Genomic DNA, 19518 nt, shown 5'->3' with positions numbered 1-19518 from the left:
ATGAGGTGCAGTGATGAAACTGATGTTTGCATCGGATATTCACGGGTCGTTGCCCGCGACGGAACGCGTACTGGCATTGTTTGCGCAAAGTGATGCCCGCTGGCTGGTTATCCTGGGTGATGTGCTTAATCACGGGCCGCGCAATGCATTACCGGAAGGTTATGCGCCCGCGCAGGTCGCCGGGCGGCTTAATGAGCAGGCCAGCCGGATTATTGCCGTACGCGGTAACTGCGATAGTGAAGTCGATCAGATGCTGCTGCATTTCCCCATCACTGCCCCGTGGCAACAACTATTATTGCCGGAGCGGCGCGTCTTTTTGACGCACGGTCATCTGTTTGGCCCTGACGATGTGCCGCCGCTCGAAGCGGGCGATGTGCTGGCGTATGGTCATACCCATATTCCTGTCGCGGAAAAACGGGGCGATATTTTTCATTTCAATCCCGGCTCGGTCAGCATTCCGAAAGGGGGTTTTACCGCCAGCTACGGCATGCTGGAAGAGAATGTGTTAAGCGTGATGGCACTTAATGATCAGCGGGTTATTGCGCAGGTAGCGATTAATCCGTAATTTACCCTTCAACCGAAACGCGCCGTAAGAGCGCCATACAGAGAAGATGTCCCGATGGTGGAACAGAGTCATTTTGCAGGCATGGAGTGGGTGGATATTGTCAACGAAGACAATGAAGTGATAGCGCAGGCCAGTCGGCAGCAAATGCGTGCCGAGTGTTTGCGTCACCGCGCAACCTACATTGTGGTGCATGATGGGATGGGCAAGGTTCTGGTGCAGCGCCGCACCGAAATAAAAGATTTTATGCCCGGTATGCTGGATGCTACCGCCGGTGGTGTGGTGCAGGCGGGGGAAAATTTGCTCGACTCCGCACGCCGTGAAGCGGAAGAAGAGTTAGGCATTGCCGGCGTGCCGTTTGCTGAACACGGTCAGTTCTACTTTGAAGATCAACACTGCCGCGTCTGGGGCGGGCTGTTTAGCTGCGTTTCCCACGGGCCGTTTGCCCTGCAGGAAGAAGAGGTGAGCGAGGTCTGGTGGATGACGCCAGAAGAGATCACCGCCCGCTGTGATGAGTTTACTGACGATTCGCTGAAAGCGCTGGCGCTGTGGATGAGCCGCAATGCCAGCAACGACGTGGAAAATGTGCAGGAAGCGGAGTAGTTAGCAGCTATCCCGCAGGCAAAATGCCGGGGCTATCGGCATTTTGTTTTCCCATTCTTCATCATTCAGGCGCGCCAGCAGTGCGCGCCCGGCTTCAATGCCAATCTTGCGATGCGGCACCGAAATGGTGGTCAGCGGTGGCTGACAGACCCGGCTAACGTCGCTGTCGCCAAAACCGACAATCGCCAAATCCTCCGGGACTTTAATGCGCCTGCGCTGGCATTCATAGAGTGCGCCGCAGGCCAGTTCGTCCGAGACACATACCAGTGCATCGAGTTCCGGCCACGCCAGTAAAAATTCAGGCAACTGCGCCGCACCTGTCGAAAACACTGGCGCTGCGGCAGCATTAATTACCCGATTCGGTGACATATGGTGGCGCAGCATCGCTTTGTACCAGCCCTGCAAATGTTGCTGGAAGATCCACTGCTCCTGGTTGGCGCACAGCAGGCCGATATTCTGATAACCGCGCTTGATCAGCATTTCCGTCAGTTCGTACATGGCTGCGACGTTATCAATGCCGATATTCATGTCGATAGGATCGGCGCGCACTGCGCCAATCTCCATCACCGGAATGGAGGCGTTTTTCAGCCAGTGGCGCACCATGTCGCTGTGTTCGACGCTGAGCAGGATCGCCGCCGCGAGATTAGACGCGAGCAGTGTTTCCAGCAGCTTCTCTTCCTGCTCCAGCCTGTGTTGCGACTCTGCCAGCATGATTTGGTAGCCTGCGGGCTGTAATACCTGCTGCAATCCGGCGAACATTTCTGAACAACCTGATTCAGCGAGGCTCGGCACCACCATGGCGATAGTCCACGACGAGGCCGATGCCAGCGCACTGGCTGCCAGGTTGGGCAAATAACCCAGTTCCTGCACGGCAGCTTCTATCTTTTCACGAAGTTTACCCGACACTTGTTCGGGGGTGCGTATTGCCCGCGAGACGGTCATGGTGCCGACCCCGGCGAGTTGTGCGACATCGGCAAGAGTGACTTTTCCGGTACTCCGCCGTTTTCGGGTAATTGACATGCGCTTTCCTGCTGATCCCAACTTGTCAGGCATTTTTTATTGTTCGTCTGCAAAGCAGTATACGCTGTAAATCCGGCGTGTTGCTGATAAATACCCCGCGTTTTCAGATCTGATAGCGCTATCACAATTTTCGACTCTCCTGCTTGGTAGCGCTATCTTTGCGACTATCATCACAGCTAACGGGCGCTGACTTGCATAAAGTTTGCTCATCTTTTGCCGCTGAAGGAGCGTGAAGTGTTAAACCAATGGCTTAACGGTAAGACGGTGCAACTGCTGGATAGCGTTGAAAACTGGCCGCAGGCGCTGGAGATGTGCGCAAGGCCGTTATTGGCGGCGGGGATTATTACGCCGGACTATGTCACCGCCATCGTGGCGCAACACCATAAACTGGGGCCGTATTATGTACTCGCGCCGGGTCTTGCTATGCCGCATGCGCGACCGGAAGAGGGAGCAACGGGGTTAGGATTGTCGTTACTGAAGTTGCAGTGCGGCGTTGCTTTCGGTGCGCAGGATTTTGACCCGGTGGACTCCATTATTATGCTGGCTGCGCCAGATAAACACAGCCATATCGAGATGATTGCTACCCTGGCAGAGTTATTTTCAAATGATGAAGATATGCAGTTATTACATCGCGCAAGCACTCTTGAGGAGATTAATAAAATAATCGAACGCTACTGAAAAACTTTACTAACCAGGAATTTAATCATTACCCGGAAACGGGTGATGCGGTCGTACTCTACTCGAAAAAAAAGGTAATCAAAAAATGAAAATAATGGCAATTTGTGGATCCGGACTTGGTAGTAGTTTCATGGTCGAAATGAATATTAAAAAAGTCCTCAAAAAACTGAATATCGAGGCAGAAGTCGAACATTCTGATTTGTCTTCTGCTACGCCGGGCGCGGCGGATGTTTTTGTCATGGCGAAAGATATCGCCGCCAGCGCCAGCGTGCCGGAAAGTCAGTTGATTGTGATTAACAATATTATTGATATCAATGAACTGGAAGCGAAAGTCAGCGCTTTCTTCGCTAACCGTTAACATTATCTGCGCACACCATAAACGGATGTGTACGAAGCGAGGTGGATATGTTTATCCTTGAAACGCTCAATTTTGTCGTTGATATATTAAAAGTGCCTTCGGTGCTGGTAGGATTAATTGCGCTGATTGGTTTGGTTGCACAAAAGAAATCTTTTTCTGATGTCGTAAAAGGTACGGTAAAAACTATTCTTGGTTTTATCGTGTTGGGCGGCGGAGCAACGGTGCTGGTTGGCTCTCTTAATCCCCTGGGTGGCATGTTTGAACATGCTTTCAATATTCAAGGCATTATTCCAAATAACGAGGCGATTGTCTCCATTGCGCTGGAAAAATACGGTGCTTCCACCGCATTAATTATGGCGTTTGGGATGGTGGCGAATATCATTGTGGCGCGCTTTACCCGCCTGAAATATATATTCCTTACCGGGCACCACACTTTTTATATGGCTTGTATGATTGGTGTGATCCTGACGGTTGCCGGGTTTGAAGGCGTAGGGCTGGTATTTACCGGTTCGCTGATCCTCGGACTGGTGATGGCCTTTTTCCCGGCCATTGCCCAGCGCTATATGAAACGCATTACCGGTAATGATGATATTGCTTTTGGTCATTTCGGCACGCTGGGCTACGTGCTCTCCGGATGGATTGGCAGTAAATGTGGAAAAGGTTCGCGCTCGACGGAAGAGATGAATCTGCCGAAAAACCTGAGCTTCCTGCGTGACAGTTCGATCTCTATCTCGCTGACCATGATCATTATCTATATGATCCTCGCCGTTTGTGCTGGTCGCGAATACGTGGAAAGCCAGTTGAGTGCCGGGCAGAACTTCCTGGTGTATGCCATTATCCAGGCCATTACCTTTGCCGCAGGCGTGTTCATTATTCTGCAAGGTGTGCGCCTCATCCTTGCGGAAATCGTCCCCGCTTTTACCGGCTTTTCCGAAAAACTGGTGCCCAACGCTCGCCCGGCGCTGGATTGCCCGGTGGTCTACCCTTATGCGCCTAACGCCGTACTGATTGGGTTTTTGTTTAGTTTTCTTGGCGGGCTGGTTGGGCTGTTCCTGCTCGGGCAGATGAAGCTGGTGCTGATCCTGCCTGGCGTGGTGCCACACTTCTTTACCGGTGCGACAGCGGGCGTGTTTGGTAACGCTACCGGAGGCCGTCGAGGGGCGATGCTGGGGGCCTTTGCCAACGGGTTATTGATCACTTTCCTGCCTGTGTTGCTGCTGCCAGTACTCGGCGCGCTGGGCTTTGCCAACACGACGTTCTCCGATGCAGACTTTGGATTCATCGGCATTGTGCTGGGTAACCTGGCGCGTTATATGTCGCCGTTTGCCATCACGGGTGTCGTGGTTGCTCTGTTTGTCGCGCTGGTCATCTGGAACCTGTTTTCGAAAGGTAAACCCGCCAGTAATGGCGCTGAAGAGAACTCCGGAGCAAAATCATGAGCAATCTTGAAGAAGTACGGCAGTTTGCACGGGATATCCGCGTAGCGACACTGAAATCCCTGACGCATTTAGGCTTTGGTCACTACGGTGGCAGCATGTCGGTAGTGGAAACGCTGGCAGTGCTGTATGGCGATGTAATGCGTATTGATCCTGCCGATCCGGACTGGCCGCAGCGTGATTATTTTGTGTTGTCGAAAGGGCATGCCGGGCCAGCGCTGTATAGCACGCTGGCGCTGAAGGGGTATTTCCCGCAAGAGGCGTTACAGACACTGAACTGCAACGGTACGCGTCTGCCGAGCCACCCGGATCGCTTGAAAACACGCGGCGTGGACGCCACGACCGGCTCCCTGGGGCAAGGCATATCCATCGCTGGCGGTATTGCGTTGGGACATAAACTGGCCGGCAGACCGAATCGCGTGTTTTGTATTGTGGGTGATGGCGAGCTGAACGAGGGGCAATGCTGGGAGGCTTTTCAGTTTATTGCGCACCATAAACTCAACAACCTGACGGTTTTTGTCGACTGGAATAAGCAACAGCTGGATGGCGAACTGGATGAGATCATTTGTGCCTTCGACCTGGAGGGCAAATTCCGCGCCTTTGGTTTTGATGTCTGCACGGTAAAAGGTGATGACATCGCTGGCTTACTGGCGGCGGTGAAGCCCGTGCTGCCTGAGGACGCCCGTCCGCGGCTGATCATTCTTGATAGCATTAAAGGGCAGGGCGTGCCGTACCTGGAGGCGTTGAGTAACTCCCACCATTTGCGTCTGACTGATGAGATGAAACAGGCGTTGAACGAGACCATTAAACAACTGGAGGCCGCGCATGATTAATGTTGCTCCTGTAGGTGGAAAAGACAGCATTGAGATGCGCAAAGTCTACGCAGGATTTATTAGCGCGCAGATCGACGCGGGCAGTGAAGTGATTGCGCTGGAAGCGGATTTGATGAGTTCAATGGCAATGGACGGCGTGCACAAAAAATACCCGCAGCAGGTTATTAACTGCGGGATCATGGAGGCGAACGTGATTGGCACGGCGGCAGGTCTGGCGCTGACCGGGCGGAAACCGTTTGTGCATACCTTTACCGCGTTTGCCAGCCGTCGCTGCTTTGATCAGCTGTTTATGTCCCTGGATTACCAACGCAATAACGTGAAGGTCATTGCATCAGATGCCGGGGTGACTGCCTGCCATAACGGCGGTACACATATGTCGTTTGAAGATATGGGTATTGTCCGTGGCCTTGCGCACTCAGTGGTGCTGGAAGTGACCGATGCGGTGATGTTTGACGATATTCTCCGGCAACTGGCGGATTTGGACGGTTTCTACTGGGTGCGCACGATCCGTAAACAAGCACCCACGGTGTACCAGCCGGGTTCGCAGTTTACCATTGGCAAAGGGAATGTCCTGCGTGATGGGACTGATATTACGCTGATTGCCAACGGGATTATGGTGGCAGAAGCGCTAATGGCAGCGCAGCAGCTGGCGCAGGAAGGGATCAGCGCAGCGGTAATCGATATGTTCACGCTCAAACCTATTGATCGCCTGCTGGTGAAAAATTATGCCGAAAAAACCGGTCGTATCGTCACCTGCGAAAACCACAGTATTCATAACGGGCTGGGATCGGCCGTGGCGGAGGTGCTGGTAGAGACCTGCCCGGTGCCAATGCGTCGTGTGGGGGTTAAAGAACGTTACGGTCAGGTGGGTACGCAGGAGTATCTGCAAAAAGAGTACGGTCTGACGGCAGACGACATTATATCGGCGGCGCGGGAGCTGCTGTGAATAAAAAGGCGACCCACGGGTCGCCTTTTTAGTGCAGCGAAGAACGATTACTGCTGAGACGCCTGAATCGCGGTCAACGCGATGGTGTAGACGATATCGTCAACCAGTGCGCCACGGGACAGGTCGTTAACCGGTTTGCGCATACCCTGCAGCATCGGCCCGATGGAGATCAGGTCGGCAGAACGCTGTACCGCTTTGTAAGTGGTGTTACCGGTGTTCAGGTCCGGGAAGATGAACACGGTAGCACGACCCGCAACCGGCGAGTTCGGCGCTTTGGATTTTGCCACATCAGCCATAACAGCGGCGTCGTACTGGAGCGGACCATCGATCACCAGATCAGGACGTTTTTCCTGCGCCAGGCGGGTCGCTTCACGGACTTTCTCGACATCACTACCCGCACCGGAGTTACCGGTAGAGTAGGAGAGCATGGCCACGCGCGGTTCGATGCCAAAAGCGATAGCAGAATCGGCAGACTGAATGGCGATTTCTGCCAGCTGCTCAGCGGTCGGATCCGGGTTAATTGCACAGTCACCGTAAACATAAACCTGTTCCGGCAGCAGCATAAAGAACACAGAAGAAACCAGTGAGCTGCCTGGTGCAGTTTTGATCAACTGCAGCGGCGGACGAATGGTATTCGCGGTGGTATGAACCGCACCGGAAACCAGACCATCGACTTCATCCTGCTCCAGCATCAGCGTACCGAGCACCACGTTATCTTCCAGCTGTTCGCGGGCAACGGCTTCGGTCATCCCTTTGCTCTTACGCAGCTCAACCAGGCGAGCAACATAGCTTTCACGTACCACATCCGGATCGACGATTTCGATACCCGCGCCCAGTTCAACGCCCTGCGCAGCGGCAACGCGGTTGATCTCATCCGGGTTACCCAGCAGGATACAGGTCGCGATACCGCGTTCAGCACAGATAGCGGCGGCTTTCACGGTACGCGGTTCGTCGCCTTCCGGCAGCACTACGCGTTTGCCCGCTTTACGCGCCAGCTCAGTCAGCTGGTAACGGAAGGCTGGCGGAGAGAGGCGGCGGCTCAGTTCGGAGGTCGCAGTCAGAGAGTCGATCCACTGTGCATTGATGTAGCTGGCAACGTATTCCTGAACGTTTTCGATACGCTCGTTGTCATCTACCGGCACTTCCAGATTGAAGCTCTGCAGGCTCAGAGAGGTCTGCCAGGTGTTGGTGTTGACCATAAATACCGGCAGGCCGGTAGCGAAAGCACGTTCACACAGTTTGCGAACGCTGGCGTCCATTTCATAGCCACCGGTCAGCAACAGCGCGCCGATTTCAACGCCGTTCATGGCTGCCAGGCAGGCAGCAACCAGCACGTCCGGACGGTCTGCTGAAGTGACCAGCAGAGAACCCGGGCGGAAGTGTTCCAGCATGTGTGGAATGCTGCGAGCGCAGAAAGTGACGGATTTCACACGGCGGGTTTTGATATCGCCTTCGTTGACGATGGTCGCGTTCAGGTGACGTGCCATGTCGATTGCGCGGGTCGCAATCAGATCGAAGCTCCACGGCACTGCACCCAGCAGCGGCAGCGGGCTGGTTTCCTGCAGTTTTGCCGGATCGATATGAACCACTTTCGCCTTAGATGAATCATCGAAAATCTCTGACAGATCCGGACGGGTGCGGCCCTGCTCATCAACCGGGGCGTTCAGTTTGTTAACAATTACACCGGTGATGTTGGTGTTTTTCGCGCCGCCGAAGCTGTTGCGCGTCAGTTCAATACGCTCTCTCAACTGCTCTTGCGTGTCGGTGCCCTGAGACATAACGAACACGATTTCGGCGTTAAGCGTTTTAGCGATTTCAAAGTTCAGCGACTGCGCGAACTGATGTTTGCGGGTCGGCACCAGGCCTTCTACCAGCACCACTTCAGCGTCTTTGCTGCTTTCGTGGTAGCGCGCGATGATCTCTTCCATCAGCACGTCTTTCTGGTTGCTGGACAACAGCGACTCAACGTGGCTCATTTTCAGCGGTTCAGCCGTCGGCAGGCCGGAATTTGCACGCACGATAGTGGTGGTCTGATCCGGCGCATCGCCGCCAGCGCGAGGTTGAGCGATAGGTTTAAAGACGCTCAGACGAACGCCTTTGCGTTCCATAGCGCGGATCACGCCGAGGCTGACGCTGGTCAGGCCGACGCTGGTTCCGGTAGGGATCAGCATAATAATACGGGACACGGTTAATCCTCTTTCGTTACCGTCATTGCAGACGGGTTACAAAACAGCACCGCCAGCGTTGGCTGGCGGTGTGTGTTATCAGGCAGTCAGGCGGCTCGCGTCTTGGGCGATAACCAGCTCTTCGTTTGTCGGAATGACAACAGCAGGGCGGGTGCCTTCTTTGTTGATAAAGCCAGACTTACCGAAACGGGCAGCCAGGTTACGTTCATGGTCTACTTCAAAGCCCAGAACGCCCAGTTTACCCAGAGACAATTCACGTACCATTGCGGCGTTTTCACCGATACCGCCGGTGAAGACTACAGCGTCCAGACGGCCTTCCATCAGCGCGGTGTAGGAGCCGATGTATTTCGCCAGACGGTGGCAGTAAACATCCATTGCGCGTTTTGCGTCTTCTTTAGTCTGGTAATTATCTTCTACATAACGGCAGTCGCTGGTGACTTCGGTCAGGCCCAGCAGACCGGACTCTTTGGTCAGCATTTTGTTGATTGCTTCAACGCTCATGCCCAGGGTGTCATGCAGATGGAAAATAATTGCCGGGTCGATGTCACCAGAACGGGTGCCCATAACCAGGCCTTCCAGCGGGGTCAGACCCATGGACGTATCAACACATTTACCGTTACGGATAGCGGAAACGGAACCACCGTTGCCCAGGTGGCAAGTGATGATGTTCAGTTCATCAACCGGTTTGTTCAGCACTTTTGCCGCTTCCTGTGTGACATAGAAGTGGCTGGTGCCGTGTGCGCCATAGCGACGAACACCGTGCTCTTTGTACAGTTTGTACGGCAGAGCATACAGGTAAGATTCTTCCGGCATGGTGGTATGGAACGCGGTGTCGAACACGGCCACGTTCTTATCTTTCAGGTTCGGGAAGGATTTCAGCGCTTCCGCGATGCCAATCAGGTGAGCCGGGTTGTGCAGCGGCGCAAAAGAGGCTGCATCTTTGATGCCCTGGATAACGGATTCGTCAATTACCACAGAGCGGGTGTATTTTTCGCCACCGTGCACAATACGGTGACCAATTGCGGTCAGCTGTGCAGACAGTTCTGGTTTTTGTGCCAGAATAGTGTTAACGATAAAGTTCAGCGCTTCGCTGTGAGCGGCACCTGCACCTAAAGCCGCTTCTTGTTTGCCACCGTCAATTTTCCACTTGATGCGTGCTTCAGGAAGATGGAAACATTCGGCTAAACCAGAAAGGTACTCGTCACCATTTACAGCATCGATAATTGCGAATTTCAGTGAGGAGCTACCGCAGTTCAGAACCAGTACTAACTTACTCGACATGGAAGTACCTATTTATGATACGTGGCTAAAAAACGTCAGTGAGTCGCACAGCGTAGCGCAGGTTGACGCTGACATTTATGATTAACATCATGCCTCTTTTACTTTCCGGCATGATGGAAGAATACATAAGATTTTAAGCTATTTTGCGCAATTTTCAGACAGTGGCATAATGAGCTTAAATTTGACGAATTACGGATTTTCGTCTAATGCCTGGTCAAGGCTGCCACAGGATACCTGATACCAGGTTGGATTGACAAAAAATTTTAACGTTGTCATTCACAGTTGTTGTTTTGCACAAATTTTTTAATTTTTATATGTGAAGTTGAGGTAACGCCATGTCCACTTCAGAAAATCGCCCCGCCAGTTTCTTTAGTTTATTTCGCCGGGGGCAGCATTATGCGAAGACCTGGCCCATGGAAAAGCGCCTCGCTCCGGTATTTGTTGAAAATCGCGTGATTCGCGCCACGCGTTATGCCATCCGTTTTATGCCGCCGCTGGCGGTCTTTACCCTTAGCTGGCAACTTGCCCTCGGCGGTCAGCTTGGCCCTGCGGTGGCGACTGCGCTGTTTGCGCTGAGCCTGCCGATGCAGGGGCTGTGGTGGCTCGGGAAACGCTCGGTGACACCGTTGCCGCCTTCGATTCTGCACTGGTTTTATGAAGTGCGCGGCAAGCTTGAGCAAGCCGGCCAGGCACTGGCGCCGGTAGAAGGTAAACCGGACTATCAGGCGCTGGCTGACACGCTTAAGCGCGCCTTTAAGCAACTCGATAAAACATTCCTTGATGATCTGTAATGTCATCGTCGGCATTACTATAGAAGAAGGCATCATCGACATGTCTTCTTTTTATTTTTCTTTCTGATCTATGCAACACCCCCGGCAAATCAAGAAAGCTATCGTTTTCAACCTGTAAACTGACTTCATCTTTTTTAATGCGCCGATGTGCCACAGGAGTCGTAAGATGGAAATGACCAATGCCCAACGTCTGATCTTATCTAATCAGTATAAAATGATGACCATGATGGATCCGGCGAATGCGGAACGCTATCGCCGTTTGCAGACCATCATTGAGCGCGGATACGGCCTGCAAATGCGCGAGCTTGATCGTGAGTTCGGTGAGCTGAAAGAAGAAACCTGTCGCATCGTTATCGACATCATGGAGATGTACCACGCGTTGCATGTCTCCTGGACCAACCTGAAAGATACCGCTGCTATTGACGAACGCCGCGTGACCTTCCTCGGTTTTGATGCCGCCACGGAAGCACGTTACCTGGGCTATGTGCGTTTTATGGTGAATGTGGAAGGCCGCTATACCCATTTCGACGCCGGCACCCACGGCTTCAATGCGCAGACCCCAATGTGGGAAAAATATCAGCGCATGCTGAGCGTTTGGCACTCCTGCCCGCGCCAGTACCACCTGAGCAGTAACGAAATTAATCAAATCATTAACGCCTGAGGAGGTGAGTGTGCAGTGCAAAGGATTTTTGTTTGATTTGGATGGCACACTGGTGAATTCACTGCCCGCCGTAGAGCGGGCATGGTGTAGTTGGGCTGACCGATTTGGCATCGCACATGATGAAGTGCTGAATTTTATCCATGGCAAGCAGGCCATTACTTCTCTGCGCCATTTTATGGCGGGAAAATCGGAGGCGGAGATTGCCGCCGAGTTCACCCGCCTTGAAGAGATTGAAGCCTCAGATACCGACGGTATTACTGCCTTACCTGGCGCTATCGCCTTACTGAATCATTTAGACGCTGAAGGCATTCCCTGGGCTATTGTGACTTCCGGATCGGTGCCGGTTGCCCATGCCCGCCATCGCGCAACCGGGCTGCCGATGCCGAAGGTTTTCGTCACCGCCGAACAGGTCATGCACGGCAAACCCGAACCCGATGCTTATCTGCTGGGAGCGCAATTGTTAGGGTTGCCGCCAGAAGAATGCGTGGTGGTGGAAGATGCCGCGGCGGGGATCCTCTCCGGCCTGGCGGCAGATTGCCACGTTATAGCGGTAAATGTCCCTGCGGATTCACCCCGTCTGGATGAGGTGGATTTTGTGCTCACTACGCTTGAAGCGCTGGCTGTCATCAGGCAGCCAGACGGAACGGTGAATGTAACGCTGAAGGCCTGATCTCATGATTTAACCCCGCATTTGTGGGGTTTTTTTATGGCACTATTTTCTGACTATCAACTGACAAGGATATGTTGTGAACGGTGAACTGATCTGGGTGTTGAGTCTGCTGGGTATCGCAGTTGTGCTGTTTGCCACTGGCAGGGTACGGATGGATGCCGTCGCGCTGTTTGTGATTGTAGCGTTTGTTCTTAGCGGCACCCTGACGCTGTCGGAGGCGTTTTCCGGTTTTAGCGATCCTAACGTTATCCTTATCGCCGCGCTGCTTATTATTGGCGATGGCCTTGTACGTACTGGCGTCGCAACGAATATGGGCGCATGGTTGATCACCGTCGCGGGCAACAGCGAAAGTAAGATGTTGGTGTTGCTGATGATCACCGTTGCCGGGCTTGGCGCATTTATGAGTTCAACCGGCGTGGTAGCGATCTTTATCCCGGTGGTGTTGAGTGTCTCAATGCGGATGCACATATCCCCATCCCGCCTGATGATGCCGCTCAGTTTCGCCGGGTTAATCAGCGGCATGATGACGCTGGTCGCCACACCGCCGAACCTGGTGGTCAACAGTGAGTTACTGCGCGAAGGGCTACAAGGTTTTAGCTTTTTCAGCGTTACTCCGCTGGGGCTGGTGATCCTGTTGCTGGGCATCCTTTATATGTTACTGATGCGCTTTATGCTGAAAGGCAGCGATGACGAGATGCTGCGTGATGGCTGGCGGCGGCGTACTTTCCGCGATCTGATCAAAGAGTATCGTCTCACTGGCCGGGCGCGCCGCCTGGCAATCCGCCCCGGATCGCCGATGATTGGCCAGCGTCTTGATGATTTAAAATTGCGTGAACGTTACGGCGCGAACATTATTGGCGTCGAACGCTGGCGGCGCTTCCGGCGGGTCATTGTCAACGTTAACGGGGTGTCTGAGTTTCGTGCCCGGGATGTGCTGCTAATTGATATGTCTGCCGCGGACGTGGATCTTCGCGAGTTCTGTGCCGAACAACTGCTGGAACCGATGATCCTGCGTGGCGAATATTTTTCCGATCAGGCGCTGGATGTGGGCATGGCAGAAGTGACCCTGATCCCGGATTCGGAACTGACGGGCAAAACAGTGCGGGAAATCGGCTTTCGTACCCGTTATGGGCTCAATGTGGTTGGCCTTAAACGCGACGGTGAGGCGCTGGAAGGCGCGGTTACCGATGAAGCACTGCAACTGGGCGACATTATTCTTGTGGTCGGTAACTGGAAACTGATTAGCCAGCTGGCATCCCATGCCCGCGATTTTGTGGTATTGAATTTACCCGTGGAAGAGAGTGCAGCTTCGCCAGCGCACAGCCAGGCGCCTCACGCCCTTTTCTGCCTGGTGCTGATGGTCGCGCTGATGCTGACCGATGAGATCCCCAATCCGGTGGCCGCGATCATAGCCTGTTTGCTGATGGGGAAATTCCGCTGTATAGATGCCGAAAGCGCTTATAAAGCCATTCACTGGCCGAGCATCATTCTCATCGTTGGTATGATGCCGTTTGCACTGGCGCTACAAAAGACGGGGGGAGTAGATCTGGTCGTGAAGGGATTGATGGATGTGGGTGGCGGTTATGGGCCGCATATCATGCTGATCTGTCTTTTTATATTATGCGCCACAATTGGGTTGTTTATCTCCAACACGGCTACAGCAGTGTTGATGGCGCCCATTGCGCTGGCGGCGGCAAAATCCATGGGCGTGTCGCCGTATCCGTTTGCCATGATGGTGGCGATGGCGGCCTCTGCTGCCTTTATGACTCCTGTCTCATCGCCAGTGAATACGCTGGTGCTTGGACCGGGCAATTACCAGTTCAGCGATTTCGTCAAAATCGGTGTGCCCTTTACGTTACTGGTGATGGTGGTATGCGCCGTGCTGATCCCGGAGCTGTTTCCCTTTTGATAAAACGCCGGGAGCATCCCGGCTTTCTGGCACTTACAGCGGTGAATCCTGGCTGATCTCATCCAGCGACAGGTGAAAGCTTGGCACAAAGATCTGCATAAAATAATCCATTTCGGGAGTGCGGCGGGCATCGAGCGTTTTCTCCAGCCGGCTTTTTGCCAGCAGGAACTCGTTATTGCCGGCGGACAACTCCTCCAGACATTTCAGATAAGCGCACAGGGCATCAGCCTGCTTGACGATCGATTTTTCTTCAGCGCTGTAATGCTGTTCATCAATCAGCGGGGCAAAAATGTCCTTTAGCTCTTCCGGTACCATCTCCACCAGTTTCTGCTGGGCAATCTTTTCGATGGCCTTATATTCCTGTGCAATCTGGGAGTTGAAGTATTTCACTGGCGTGGGCAGATCCCCGGTGAGCACTTCGGAGGCATCGTGATACATCGCTAACAGCGCAATGCGTTCGGCATTCACTTGCCCGTTGAATTTTCGATTTTTTATCGCTGCCAGGGCATGCGCGACCATTGCAACCTGCAGACTATGCTCAGATACATTCTCGGTGCGCACGTTGCGCATCAGCGGCCAGCGATTGATCAGTTTTAGACGGGAAAGGTGGGCGAAGAAATGACTCTGACTCATAGTTAACCTTGTCTGTGACGGCGACTGGAGTCATTGTGCGCAGAGAGTGGGGGAAGATGCAAATCCTCCCCCGACGGCAATTATTGATGGTAGCCTGAAAGGAAACGCCCGAAACGGGTGATGGCCATTTCCAGATCGTCCTCGCGCGGTAAAGTCACAATACGCACATGATCCGGCCACGGCCAGTTAAACGCGGAACCTTGCACCAGTAACACTTTTTCCTGCAGCAGGAAGTCGAGCACCATTTTCTGGTCATCGTGAATATTGAAACGTTTCGCGTCGATTTTGGGGAACATATAGAGCGCACCGTTCGGTTTCACGCAGGAAACCCCCGGAATTTCGTTAATCAGTTCCCATGCGCGATTGCGTTGTTCGTATAAACGGCCGCCTGGCACAATAAATTCGCTGATGCTCTGGTAACCGCCCAGCGCTGTCTGAATCGCATGCTGTGCAGGAACGTTGGCGCATAAACGCATCGAGGCCAGCATCTCCAGCCCTTCAATATAGCCTTTGGCATGCTTTTTCGGCCCGCTCAGCACCATCCAGCCCTGACGGAACCCGGCCACGCGATAGGTTTTCGACAGACCATTAAAGGTAATGGTAAAGAGATCTGGCGCCAGAGCCGCAATTGAGTGGTGCTCTGCGTCGTCGTAGAGGATTTTGTCGTAGATTTCGTCAGCGAAAATGATCAGGTTATGCTGGCGTGCTATTTCAACGATCTCCATCAGCAGTTCTTTCGAATAAACCGCGCCGGTGGGGTTGTTCGGGTTAATAATCACAATACCGCGGGTGCGTGGCGTGATTTTAGCGCGGATATCGTCAAGATCCGGGAACCAGTCAGAGGATTCATCGCACAGATAGTGCACGGCTTTGCCGCTGGAGAGCGAAACGGCTGCAGTCCACAAAGGGTAATCTGGCGCGGGAACAAGCATTTCGTCCCCGCTATTAAGCAGGGCTTGCATTGACTGCACAATCAGTTCAGAAACACCGTTGCCAATATAAATATCTTCGACAGTGACTTCGCGCATCCCGCGCGCCTGATAGTGCTGCATGATCGCTTTACGGGCGGAATAGAGCCCTTTCGAATCGCAGTAACCTTGCGCGCCAGGCAGATTACGAATCACATCGACCAGAATTTCATCCGGCGCTTCGAAGCCAAAGGGGGCCGGGTTGCCGATGTTAAGTTTGAGAACCTTATTGCCTTCTTCTTCCAGACGCTTTGCTTCTTTCAGAACCGGGCCGCGGATGTCGTAACAGACGTTATCTAACTTGCTGGATTTTTCGATGGAGGACATGAACCTTTGACCTTTTAGCTGTGTTCGTCACTGCCTGCCGTGGAAGTGAACACCGAACAATGTACTCCCCCACGGGCTGGTTTTGAAGGGTTCGCAGGAGAAGATTTTGCGCTAACTTTTTCTGTGGTAACGCTTTTTTAACTATATCTTTAGTGGTTTGTTTTATAATTAAACCACTCGTATTCTATTTTTATGGTTGTTAATGTTGTTGAATTTGGTTTTGATATTATTTTATGCCAATGAGATCGGGTTGCCGGGTATCCTCGCGGTAAATCCGCAAGTGTGAATCCCATGATTCTTTCGAAAAATCTGAATGATGGATACGGTGTTCATCAATTTTGGTAGGGTGAAAAATGGGGGCCGCTGTAAACGCAGTGTTAAGTTTTATTAATCGTTGGACTGTTTCTTAATTAATAGCTATTTAATATTGAGAATAGGAACTATGACTATCATTAATATTAATAAGATTGTGCTGGGTGGCGCGCAATTTTTTTGGCTTGAGATTATTCGTAATAATGCTTATAAAAATAAAGGTTTTAGGTTAAAATCGAAAAGTCTGTAATGGCATTCTTGTAAAAAACCCTGCTTCATATGCGGGATATTTTTTGGTTTTAGATGTTTGTTATTACAGGTTTTTACTCCCAATCAGCCATAAGAACTGATTGTATATGATGCTTGTGCTAAGCATGGTCGCGAATGATGCCTGCGACGGTTTATCTCTTAAAAGGATAAGGATGCTTTAGCATGGTTTATATATCTAAAAGGAATGGGAGTATGCTAAATAAACTCATTGAGTTCAGCTTGCATCAGACGGCGAACTATAAACACCATAACTTACAGTCGGGTTGATACGGACCCTGGTTGGCAGGATGCACCTTATAAATGGAATTACTTAATCTTACGAGCACAGCATAAACCCGGGTAACTCCGCGCGAGCAACCCGTAAGTGAAAAATTATGATAAATGCAAATCGTCCGATACTGAATCTCGACCTCGATCTGCTGAGAACCTTTGTTGCGGTCGCTGATCTTAACACCTTTGCTGCAGCCGCCGCCGCGGTTTGCCGCACCCAGTCTGCTGTGAGTCAGCAAATGCAGCGGCTGGAACAGTTAGTGGGAAAAGAACTGTTTGCCCGTCATGGGCGTAATAAACTTTTGACTGAACATGGCATCCAGTTGCTGGGCTATGCGAGAAAGATCTTACGTTTCAATGATGAAGCATGTACATCGCTGATGTTCAGCAACCTTCAGGGTGTACTGACCATCGGTGCTTCTGATGAATCTGCCGACACCATTCTGCCTTTTCTGCTTAATCGTATTAGCTCGGTTTACCCGAAACTTGCGCTGGATGTTCGGGTGAAGCGCAATCCTCTGTCGGGCGATCGCCTGCAGGATCATGATGTCGATCTGGTGGTGACAACACACCGTTCCGGTCAGTTTGATAACCTGACGTTGCGCACTTCACCCACGCATTGGTATTGCTCTGCAGAGTACGTCTTGCAAAAAGGGGAGGCGGTTCCGCTGGTGTTACTGGATGAGCCAAGTGCATTTCGCGATATGGTGATCAATGCGCTAAATGAGGCCGGGATCCCCTGGCGCATGGCCTACGTTGCGTCGACGCTTTCGGCCGTGAAAGCAGCGGTAAAAGCCGGTTTAGGTGTGACCGCCCGTCCGGTTGAAATGATGAACCCTGAACTGCGGGTGCTCGGGCGCACTGATGGTCTGCCGCTACTGCCCGATACGGAATACCTGCTTTGCTATAATCCTCACAGTCAGAATGAGCTGGCGCAGGTCATTTTCCAGGCAATGGAGCACTATCAAAATCCGTGGCACTACAGTAGCAGTACTCCCGAAGGGGGAGGCGATTCTCTTATCGCCGAGGGGGATTTTGGGTAACATTTGTTCCAAAAACTGGTAACAAAATGTAAGTGTAAAAATGAACCACTGACGAACAAATTTTTGTCTCTGGTTCATTTTTTGCACAAATTATAAGCATGTCAATTATTCATCATAGAAATCATTATTTTTTTCAAAGCGTTATTCCTGCCTGCAGCAAAATATCCTTTTATAAACTATAGTCTTTCATGCCTTCTGCTCATGTTAAAAATCACACTGGATTGTTGCTGTTTTTAGTGATGAATTAACAAAAGCGTGTCACAGATCAAGAAAATACTCCCGCAGAGGGGGAGGAATCCGAACAAAATCCTGTCAAAATAAGAGGGTAATATTTATGAAAACTCACAACGGACACGATTCAACACCCGTTTACTTTGCGGGTAATCTCGAGGCTGAACCTGAAAACGGCATTAAATGTTAATGGATTGCTGCCGATGTAAACTAATGTGAGGAAACTTTTGTTAAAGTTGACAAAAGGTTATAGAAAGGAGTAAAAACCCACATCGTTTAGCTGTATTTCGCTATTACGCAGTAAATGTGTGGTTTTTTATTCCTCCCCGTGAATCGATGTGGCGTCATCTGCCAGCAAGAGCAGAGGTTTTAACGCTACCTTTTGAGTTAAGCAATGCGTATGTCAACATCCACTGAAATCATCGCTCATCATTGGGCATTCGCTATCTTTCTTATTGTCGCCATTGGGCTGTGCTGCTTCATGCTTATTGGCGGACGGTTTTTAGGCGGTCGCGCACGCGCGAGGCACAAAAACGTTCCTTTCGAATCGGGTATCGATTCTGTCGGTACCGCGCGTTTGCGTCTGTCCGCCAAGTTCTACCTGGTGGCCATGTTCTTCGTGATCTTCGACGTAGAAGCGCTCTACTTATTCGCATGGTCAACCTCCATTCGCGAGAGTGGTTGGGTCGGTTTTGTCGAAGCCGCAATTTTCATTTTAGTGCTGCTGGCTGGTCTCGTTTATCTGGTGCGTATTGGCGCGCTGGACTGGACGCCCGCGCGTTCGCGCCGCGAGCAAATGAACCCAGAGACCAACAGCTACACTGATCGTCAACGCTAACCGCGAGGCAATAAGATGGATTATACGCTCACCCGCATAGATCCTAACGGTGAGAACGACCGTTACCCCCTGCAAAAACAGGAGATCGTAACCGACCCCCTGGAACAAGAAATCAACCGTAGCGTGTATATGGGCAAACTCGAGAATGCTCTGCACGATATGGTGAACTGGGGGCGTAAAAACTCAATTTGGCCTTATAACTTTGGCCTTTCGTGCTGCTATGTAGAGATGGTGACGTCGTTTACCGCTGTACACGACGTTGCGCGTTTCGGCGCAGAAGTACTGCGAGCTTCTCCGCGTCAGGCTGACCTGATGGTGGTTGCCGGCACCTGCTTTACCAAAATGGCACCGGTTATTCAGCGTCTATATGACCAGATGCTGGAGCCAAAATGGGTGATCTCCATGGGTGCCTGCGCAAACTCTGGCGGCATGTACGACATTTACTCTGTGGTGCAGGGCGTTGACAAATTTATCCCGGTGGATGTGTACATCCCTGGTTGTCCGCCGCGTCCTGAAGCGTATATGCAGGCGCTGATGCTGTTACAGGAATCGATTGGCAAAGAACGTCGTCCGCTCTCATGGGTGGTTGGCGATCAGGGCGTTTACCGCGCCAATATGCAATCTGAACGCGACCGTAAGCGTGGCGAGCGCATTGCTGTGACCAACCTGCGTACGCCGGACGAGATTTAATT

Annotated in this window: 19 protein-coding genes; 14 read left to right on the top strand and 5 right to left on the bottom strand. The window is 52.0% G+C overall.

What is annotated here, in order from left to right; translation table 11 throughout:
- Window positions 1-13: 13 nt before the first annotated feature.
- Window positions 14-565, top strand: coding sequence for a phosphodiesterase (gene yfcE, locus RTX30_RS06710; protein WP_312688143.1), 552 nt, complete (start codon window positions 14-16; stop codon window positions 563-565).
- A gap of 54 nt (window positions 566-619) precedes the next feature.
- Complete coding sequence (gene yfcD / locus RTX30_RS06705) at window positions 620-1165, top strand: NUDIX hydrolase YfcD (RefSeq protein WP_312688140.1); 546 nt, start codon at window positions 620-622, stop codon at window positions 1163-1165.
- Here yfcD and RTX30_RS06700 read toward each other — a convergent pair whose 3' ends face one another.
- The gene (locus tag RTX30_RS06700) at window positions 1166-2185 is read right to left on the bottom strand and encodes a LacI family DNA-binding transcriptional regulator (protein ID WP_312688137.1); all 1020 of its coding nucleotides are present in this window, start codon (window positions 2183-2185) and stop codon (window positions 1166-1168) included.
- A 234-nt stretch (window positions 2186-2419) separates the two neighbouring features.
- Between RTX30_RS06700 and RTX30_RS06695 the strand changes: the two genes are divergently transcribed.
- From RTX30_RS06695 to RTX30_RS06675, 5 genes are all read left to right on the top strand, one after another.
- On the top strand, window positions 2420-2863 hold the full coding sequence (locus tag RTX30_RS06695) for a PTS sugar transporter subunit IIA (protein ID WP_312688134.1): 444 nt from the start codon (window positions 2420-2422) through the stop codon (window positions 2861-2863).
- Window positions 2864-2948: 85 nt separating this feature from the next.
- The gene (locus tag RTX30_RS06690; protein WP_312688131.1) at window positions 2949-3221 is read left to right on the top strand and encodes a PTS sugar transporter subunit IIB; all 273 of its coding nucleotides are present in this window, start codon (window positions 2949-2951) and stop codon (window positions 3219-3221) included.
- Window positions 3222-3268: 47 nt separating this feature from the next.
- Window positions 3269-4660, top strand: a complete 1392-nt coding sequence (locus RTX30_RS06685) for a PTS ascorbate transporter subunit IIC (RefSeq protein WP_312688128.1) — start codon at window positions 3269-3271, stop codon at window positions 4658-4660.
- A complete protein-coding gene (locus RTX30_RS06680; RefSeq protein WP_312688126.1) occupies window positions 4657-5490 on the top strand; it encodes a transketolase in 834 nt (277 codons plus the stop codon). Before RTX30_RS06685 ends, RTX30_RS06680 begins: the two co-directional genes overlap by 4 nt.
- Entirely contained in the window at window positions 5483-6436 is a 954-nt protein-coding gene (locus RTX30_RS06675) for a transketolase family protein (RefSeq protein ID WP_312688123.1), read from the top strand. The genes RTX30_RS06680 and RTX30_RS06675 overlap by 8 nt, the downstream gene beginning before the upstream one ends.
- A 47-nt stretch (window positions 6437-6483) precedes the next feature.
- On the opposite strand, the gene pta is transcribed toward RTX30_RS06675, so the two are convergent.
- Together pta and ackA are read right to left on the bottom strand one after the other, a co-directional pair.
- Window positions 6484-8622 carry a phosphate acetyltransferase gene (gene pta / locus RTX30_RS06670; RefSeq protein ID WP_312688120.1) on the bottom strand — a complete coding sequence of 713 codons (2139 nt, stop codon included), beginning with the start codon at window positions 8620-8622 and terminating at the stop codon, window positions 6484-6486.
- A gap of 78 nt (window positions 8623-8700) precedes the next feature.
- On the bottom strand, window positions 8701-9903 hold the full coding sequence (gene ackA / locus RTX30_RS06665) for an acetate kinase (RefSeq protein WP_312688117.1): 1203 nt from the start codon (window positions 9901-9903) through the stop codon (window positions 8701-8703).
- 335 nt (window positions 9904-10238) lie between these two features.
- Between ackA and yfbV the strand changes: the two genes are divergently transcribed.
- From yfbV to RTX30_RS06645, 4 genes are all read left to right on the top strand, one after another.
- Window positions 10239-10694, top strand: a complete 456-nt coding sequence (gene yfbV / locus RTX30_RS06660) for a terminus macrodomain insulation protein YfbV (RefSeq protein WP_312688114.1) — start codon at window positions 10239-10241, stop codon at window positions 10692-10694.
- A 166-nt stretch (window positions 10695-10860) separates the two neighbouring features.
- Entirely contained in the window at window positions 10861-11355 is a 495-nt protein-coding gene (locus tag RTX30_RS06655; RefSeq protein ID WP_312688111.1) for a YfbU family protein, read from the top strand.
- Window positions 11356-11365: 10 nt separating this feature from the next.
- Entirely contained in the window at window positions 11366-12025 is a 660-nt protein-coding gene (locus tag RTX30_RS06650) for a sugar phosphatase (RefSeq protein ID WP_312688108.1), read from the top strand.
- A gap of 76 nt (window positions 12026-12101) precedes the next feature.
- Window positions 12102-13934, top strand: coding sequence for an SLC13 family permease (locus RTX30_RS06645; RefSeq protein ID WP_312688105.1), 1833 nt, complete (start codon window positions 12102-12104; stop codon window positions 13932-13934).
- 33 nt (window positions 13935-13967) lie between these two features.
- On the opposite strand, the gene yfbR is transcribed toward RTX30_RS06645, so the two are convergent.
- Both yfbR and alaA read right to left on the bottom strand, forming a co-directional pair.
- Entirely contained in the window at window positions 13968-14567 is a 600-nt protein-coding gene (yfbR, locus tag RTX30_RS06640) for a 5'-deoxynucleotidase (protein ID WP_312688102.1), read from the bottom strand.
- An 80-nt stretch (window positions 14568-14647) separates the two neighbouring features.
- Entirely contained in the window at window positions 14648-15862 is a 1215-nt protein-coding gene (alaA, locus tag RTX30_RS06635; RefSeq protein ID WP_312688100.1) for an alanine transaminase AlaA, read from the bottom strand.
- Between the two features lie 956 nt (window positions 15863-16818).
- Here alaA and lrhA point away from each other — a divergent pair.
- From lrhA to nuoB, 3 genes are all read left to right on the top strand, one after another.
- Window positions 16819-17757: a transcriptional regulator LrhA gene (gene lrhA, locus RTX30_RS06630; RefSeq protein ID WP_312688098.1), complete on the top strand. Its 939-nt coding sequence runs from the start codon at window positions 16819-16821 to the stop codon at window positions 17755-17757.
- Between the two features lie 625 nt (window positions 17758-18382).
- On the top strand, window positions 18383-18826 hold the full coding sequence (gene nuoA, locus RTX30_RS06625) for an NADH-quinone oxidoreductase subunit NuoA (RefSeq protein ID WP_312688096.1): 444 nt from the start codon (window positions 18383-18385) through the stop codon (window positions 18824-18826).
- 15 nt (window positions 18827-18841) lie between these two features.
- Window positions 18842-19516, top strand: a complete 675-nt coding sequence (nuoB, locus tag RTX30_RS06620) for an NADH-quinone oxidoreductase subunit NuoB (RefSeq protein ID WP_007371088.1) — start codon at window positions 18842-18844, stop codon at window positions 19514-19516.
- Window positions 19517-19518 lie beyond the last annotated feature (2 nt).

Source organism: Kosakonia sp. (genome assembly GCF_032052965.1).
In the GTDB taxonomy this organism is placed as follows: domain Bacteria; phylum Pseudomonadota; class Gammaproteobacteria; order Enterobacterales; family Enterobacteriaceae; genus Kosakonia.
The sequence above is the reverse complement of the archived record's forward strand: the minus strand, read 5'-3'. Positions and strand labels throughout refer to the sequence as shown.

Excerpts from the sequence above, each read along its gene's own strand:
- yfcE (WP_312688143.1), top strand. The coding sequence starts at position 14 with ATGAAACTGATGTTTGCATCGGATATTCACGGGTCGTTGCCCGCGACG.
- yfcD (WP_312688140.1), top strand. The coding sequence starts at position 620 with ATGGTGGAACAGAGTCATTTTGCAGGCATGGAGTGGGTGGATATTGTC.
- RTX30_RS06700 (WP_312688137.1), bottom strand. The coding sequence starts at position 2,185 with ATGTCAATTACCCGAAAACGGCGGAGTACCGGAAAAGTCACTCTTGCC.
- RTX30_RS06690 (WP_312688131.1), top strand. The coding sequence starts at position 2,949 with ATGAAAATAATGGCAATTTGTGGATCCGGACTTGGTAGTAGTTTCATG.
- RTX30_RS06685 (WP_312688128.1), top strand. The coding sequence starts at position 3,269 with ATGTTTATCCTTGAAACGCTCAATTTTGTCGTTGATATATTAAAAGTG.
- RTX30_RS06680 (WP_312688126.1), top strand. The coding sequence starts at position 4,657 with ATGAGCAATCTTGAAGAAGTACGGCAGTTTGCACGGGATATCCGCGTA.
- RTX30_RS06675 (WP_312688123.1), top strand. The coding sequence starts at position 5,483 with ATGATTAATGTTGCTCCTGTAGGTGGAAAAGACAGCATTGAGATGCGC.
- ackA (WP_312688117.1), bottom strand. The coding sequence starts at position 9,903 with ATGTCGAGTAAGTTAGTACTGGTTCTGAACTGCGGTAGCTCCTCACTG.
- yfbV (WP_312688114.1), top strand. The coding sequence starts at position 10,239 with ATGTCCACTTCAGAAAATCGCCCCGCCAGTTTCTTTAGTTTATTTCGC.
- RTX30_RS06655 (WP_312688111.1), top strand. The coding sequence starts at position 10,861 with ATGGAAATGACCAATGCCCAACGTCTGATCTTATCTAATCAGTATAAA.
- yfbR (WP_312688102.1), bottom strand. The coding sequence starts at position 14,567 with ATGAGTCAGAGTCATTTCTTCGCCCACCTTTCCCGTCTAAAACTGATC.
- alaA (WP_312688100.1), bottom strand. The coding sequence starts at position 15,862 with ATGTCCTCCATCGAAAAATCCAGCAAGTTAGATAACGTCTGTTACGAC.
- lrhA (WP_312688098.1), top strand. The coding sequence starts at position 16,819 with ATGATAAATGCAAATCGTCCGATACTGAATCTCGACCTCGATCTGCTG.
- nuoA (WP_312688096.1), top strand. The coding sequence starts at position 18,383 with ATGCGTATGTCAACATCCACTGAAATCATCGCTCATCATTGGGCATTC.
- nuoB (WP_007371088.1), top strand. The coding sequence starts at position 18,842 with ATGGATTATACGCTCACCCGCATAGATCCTAACGGTGAGAACGACCGT.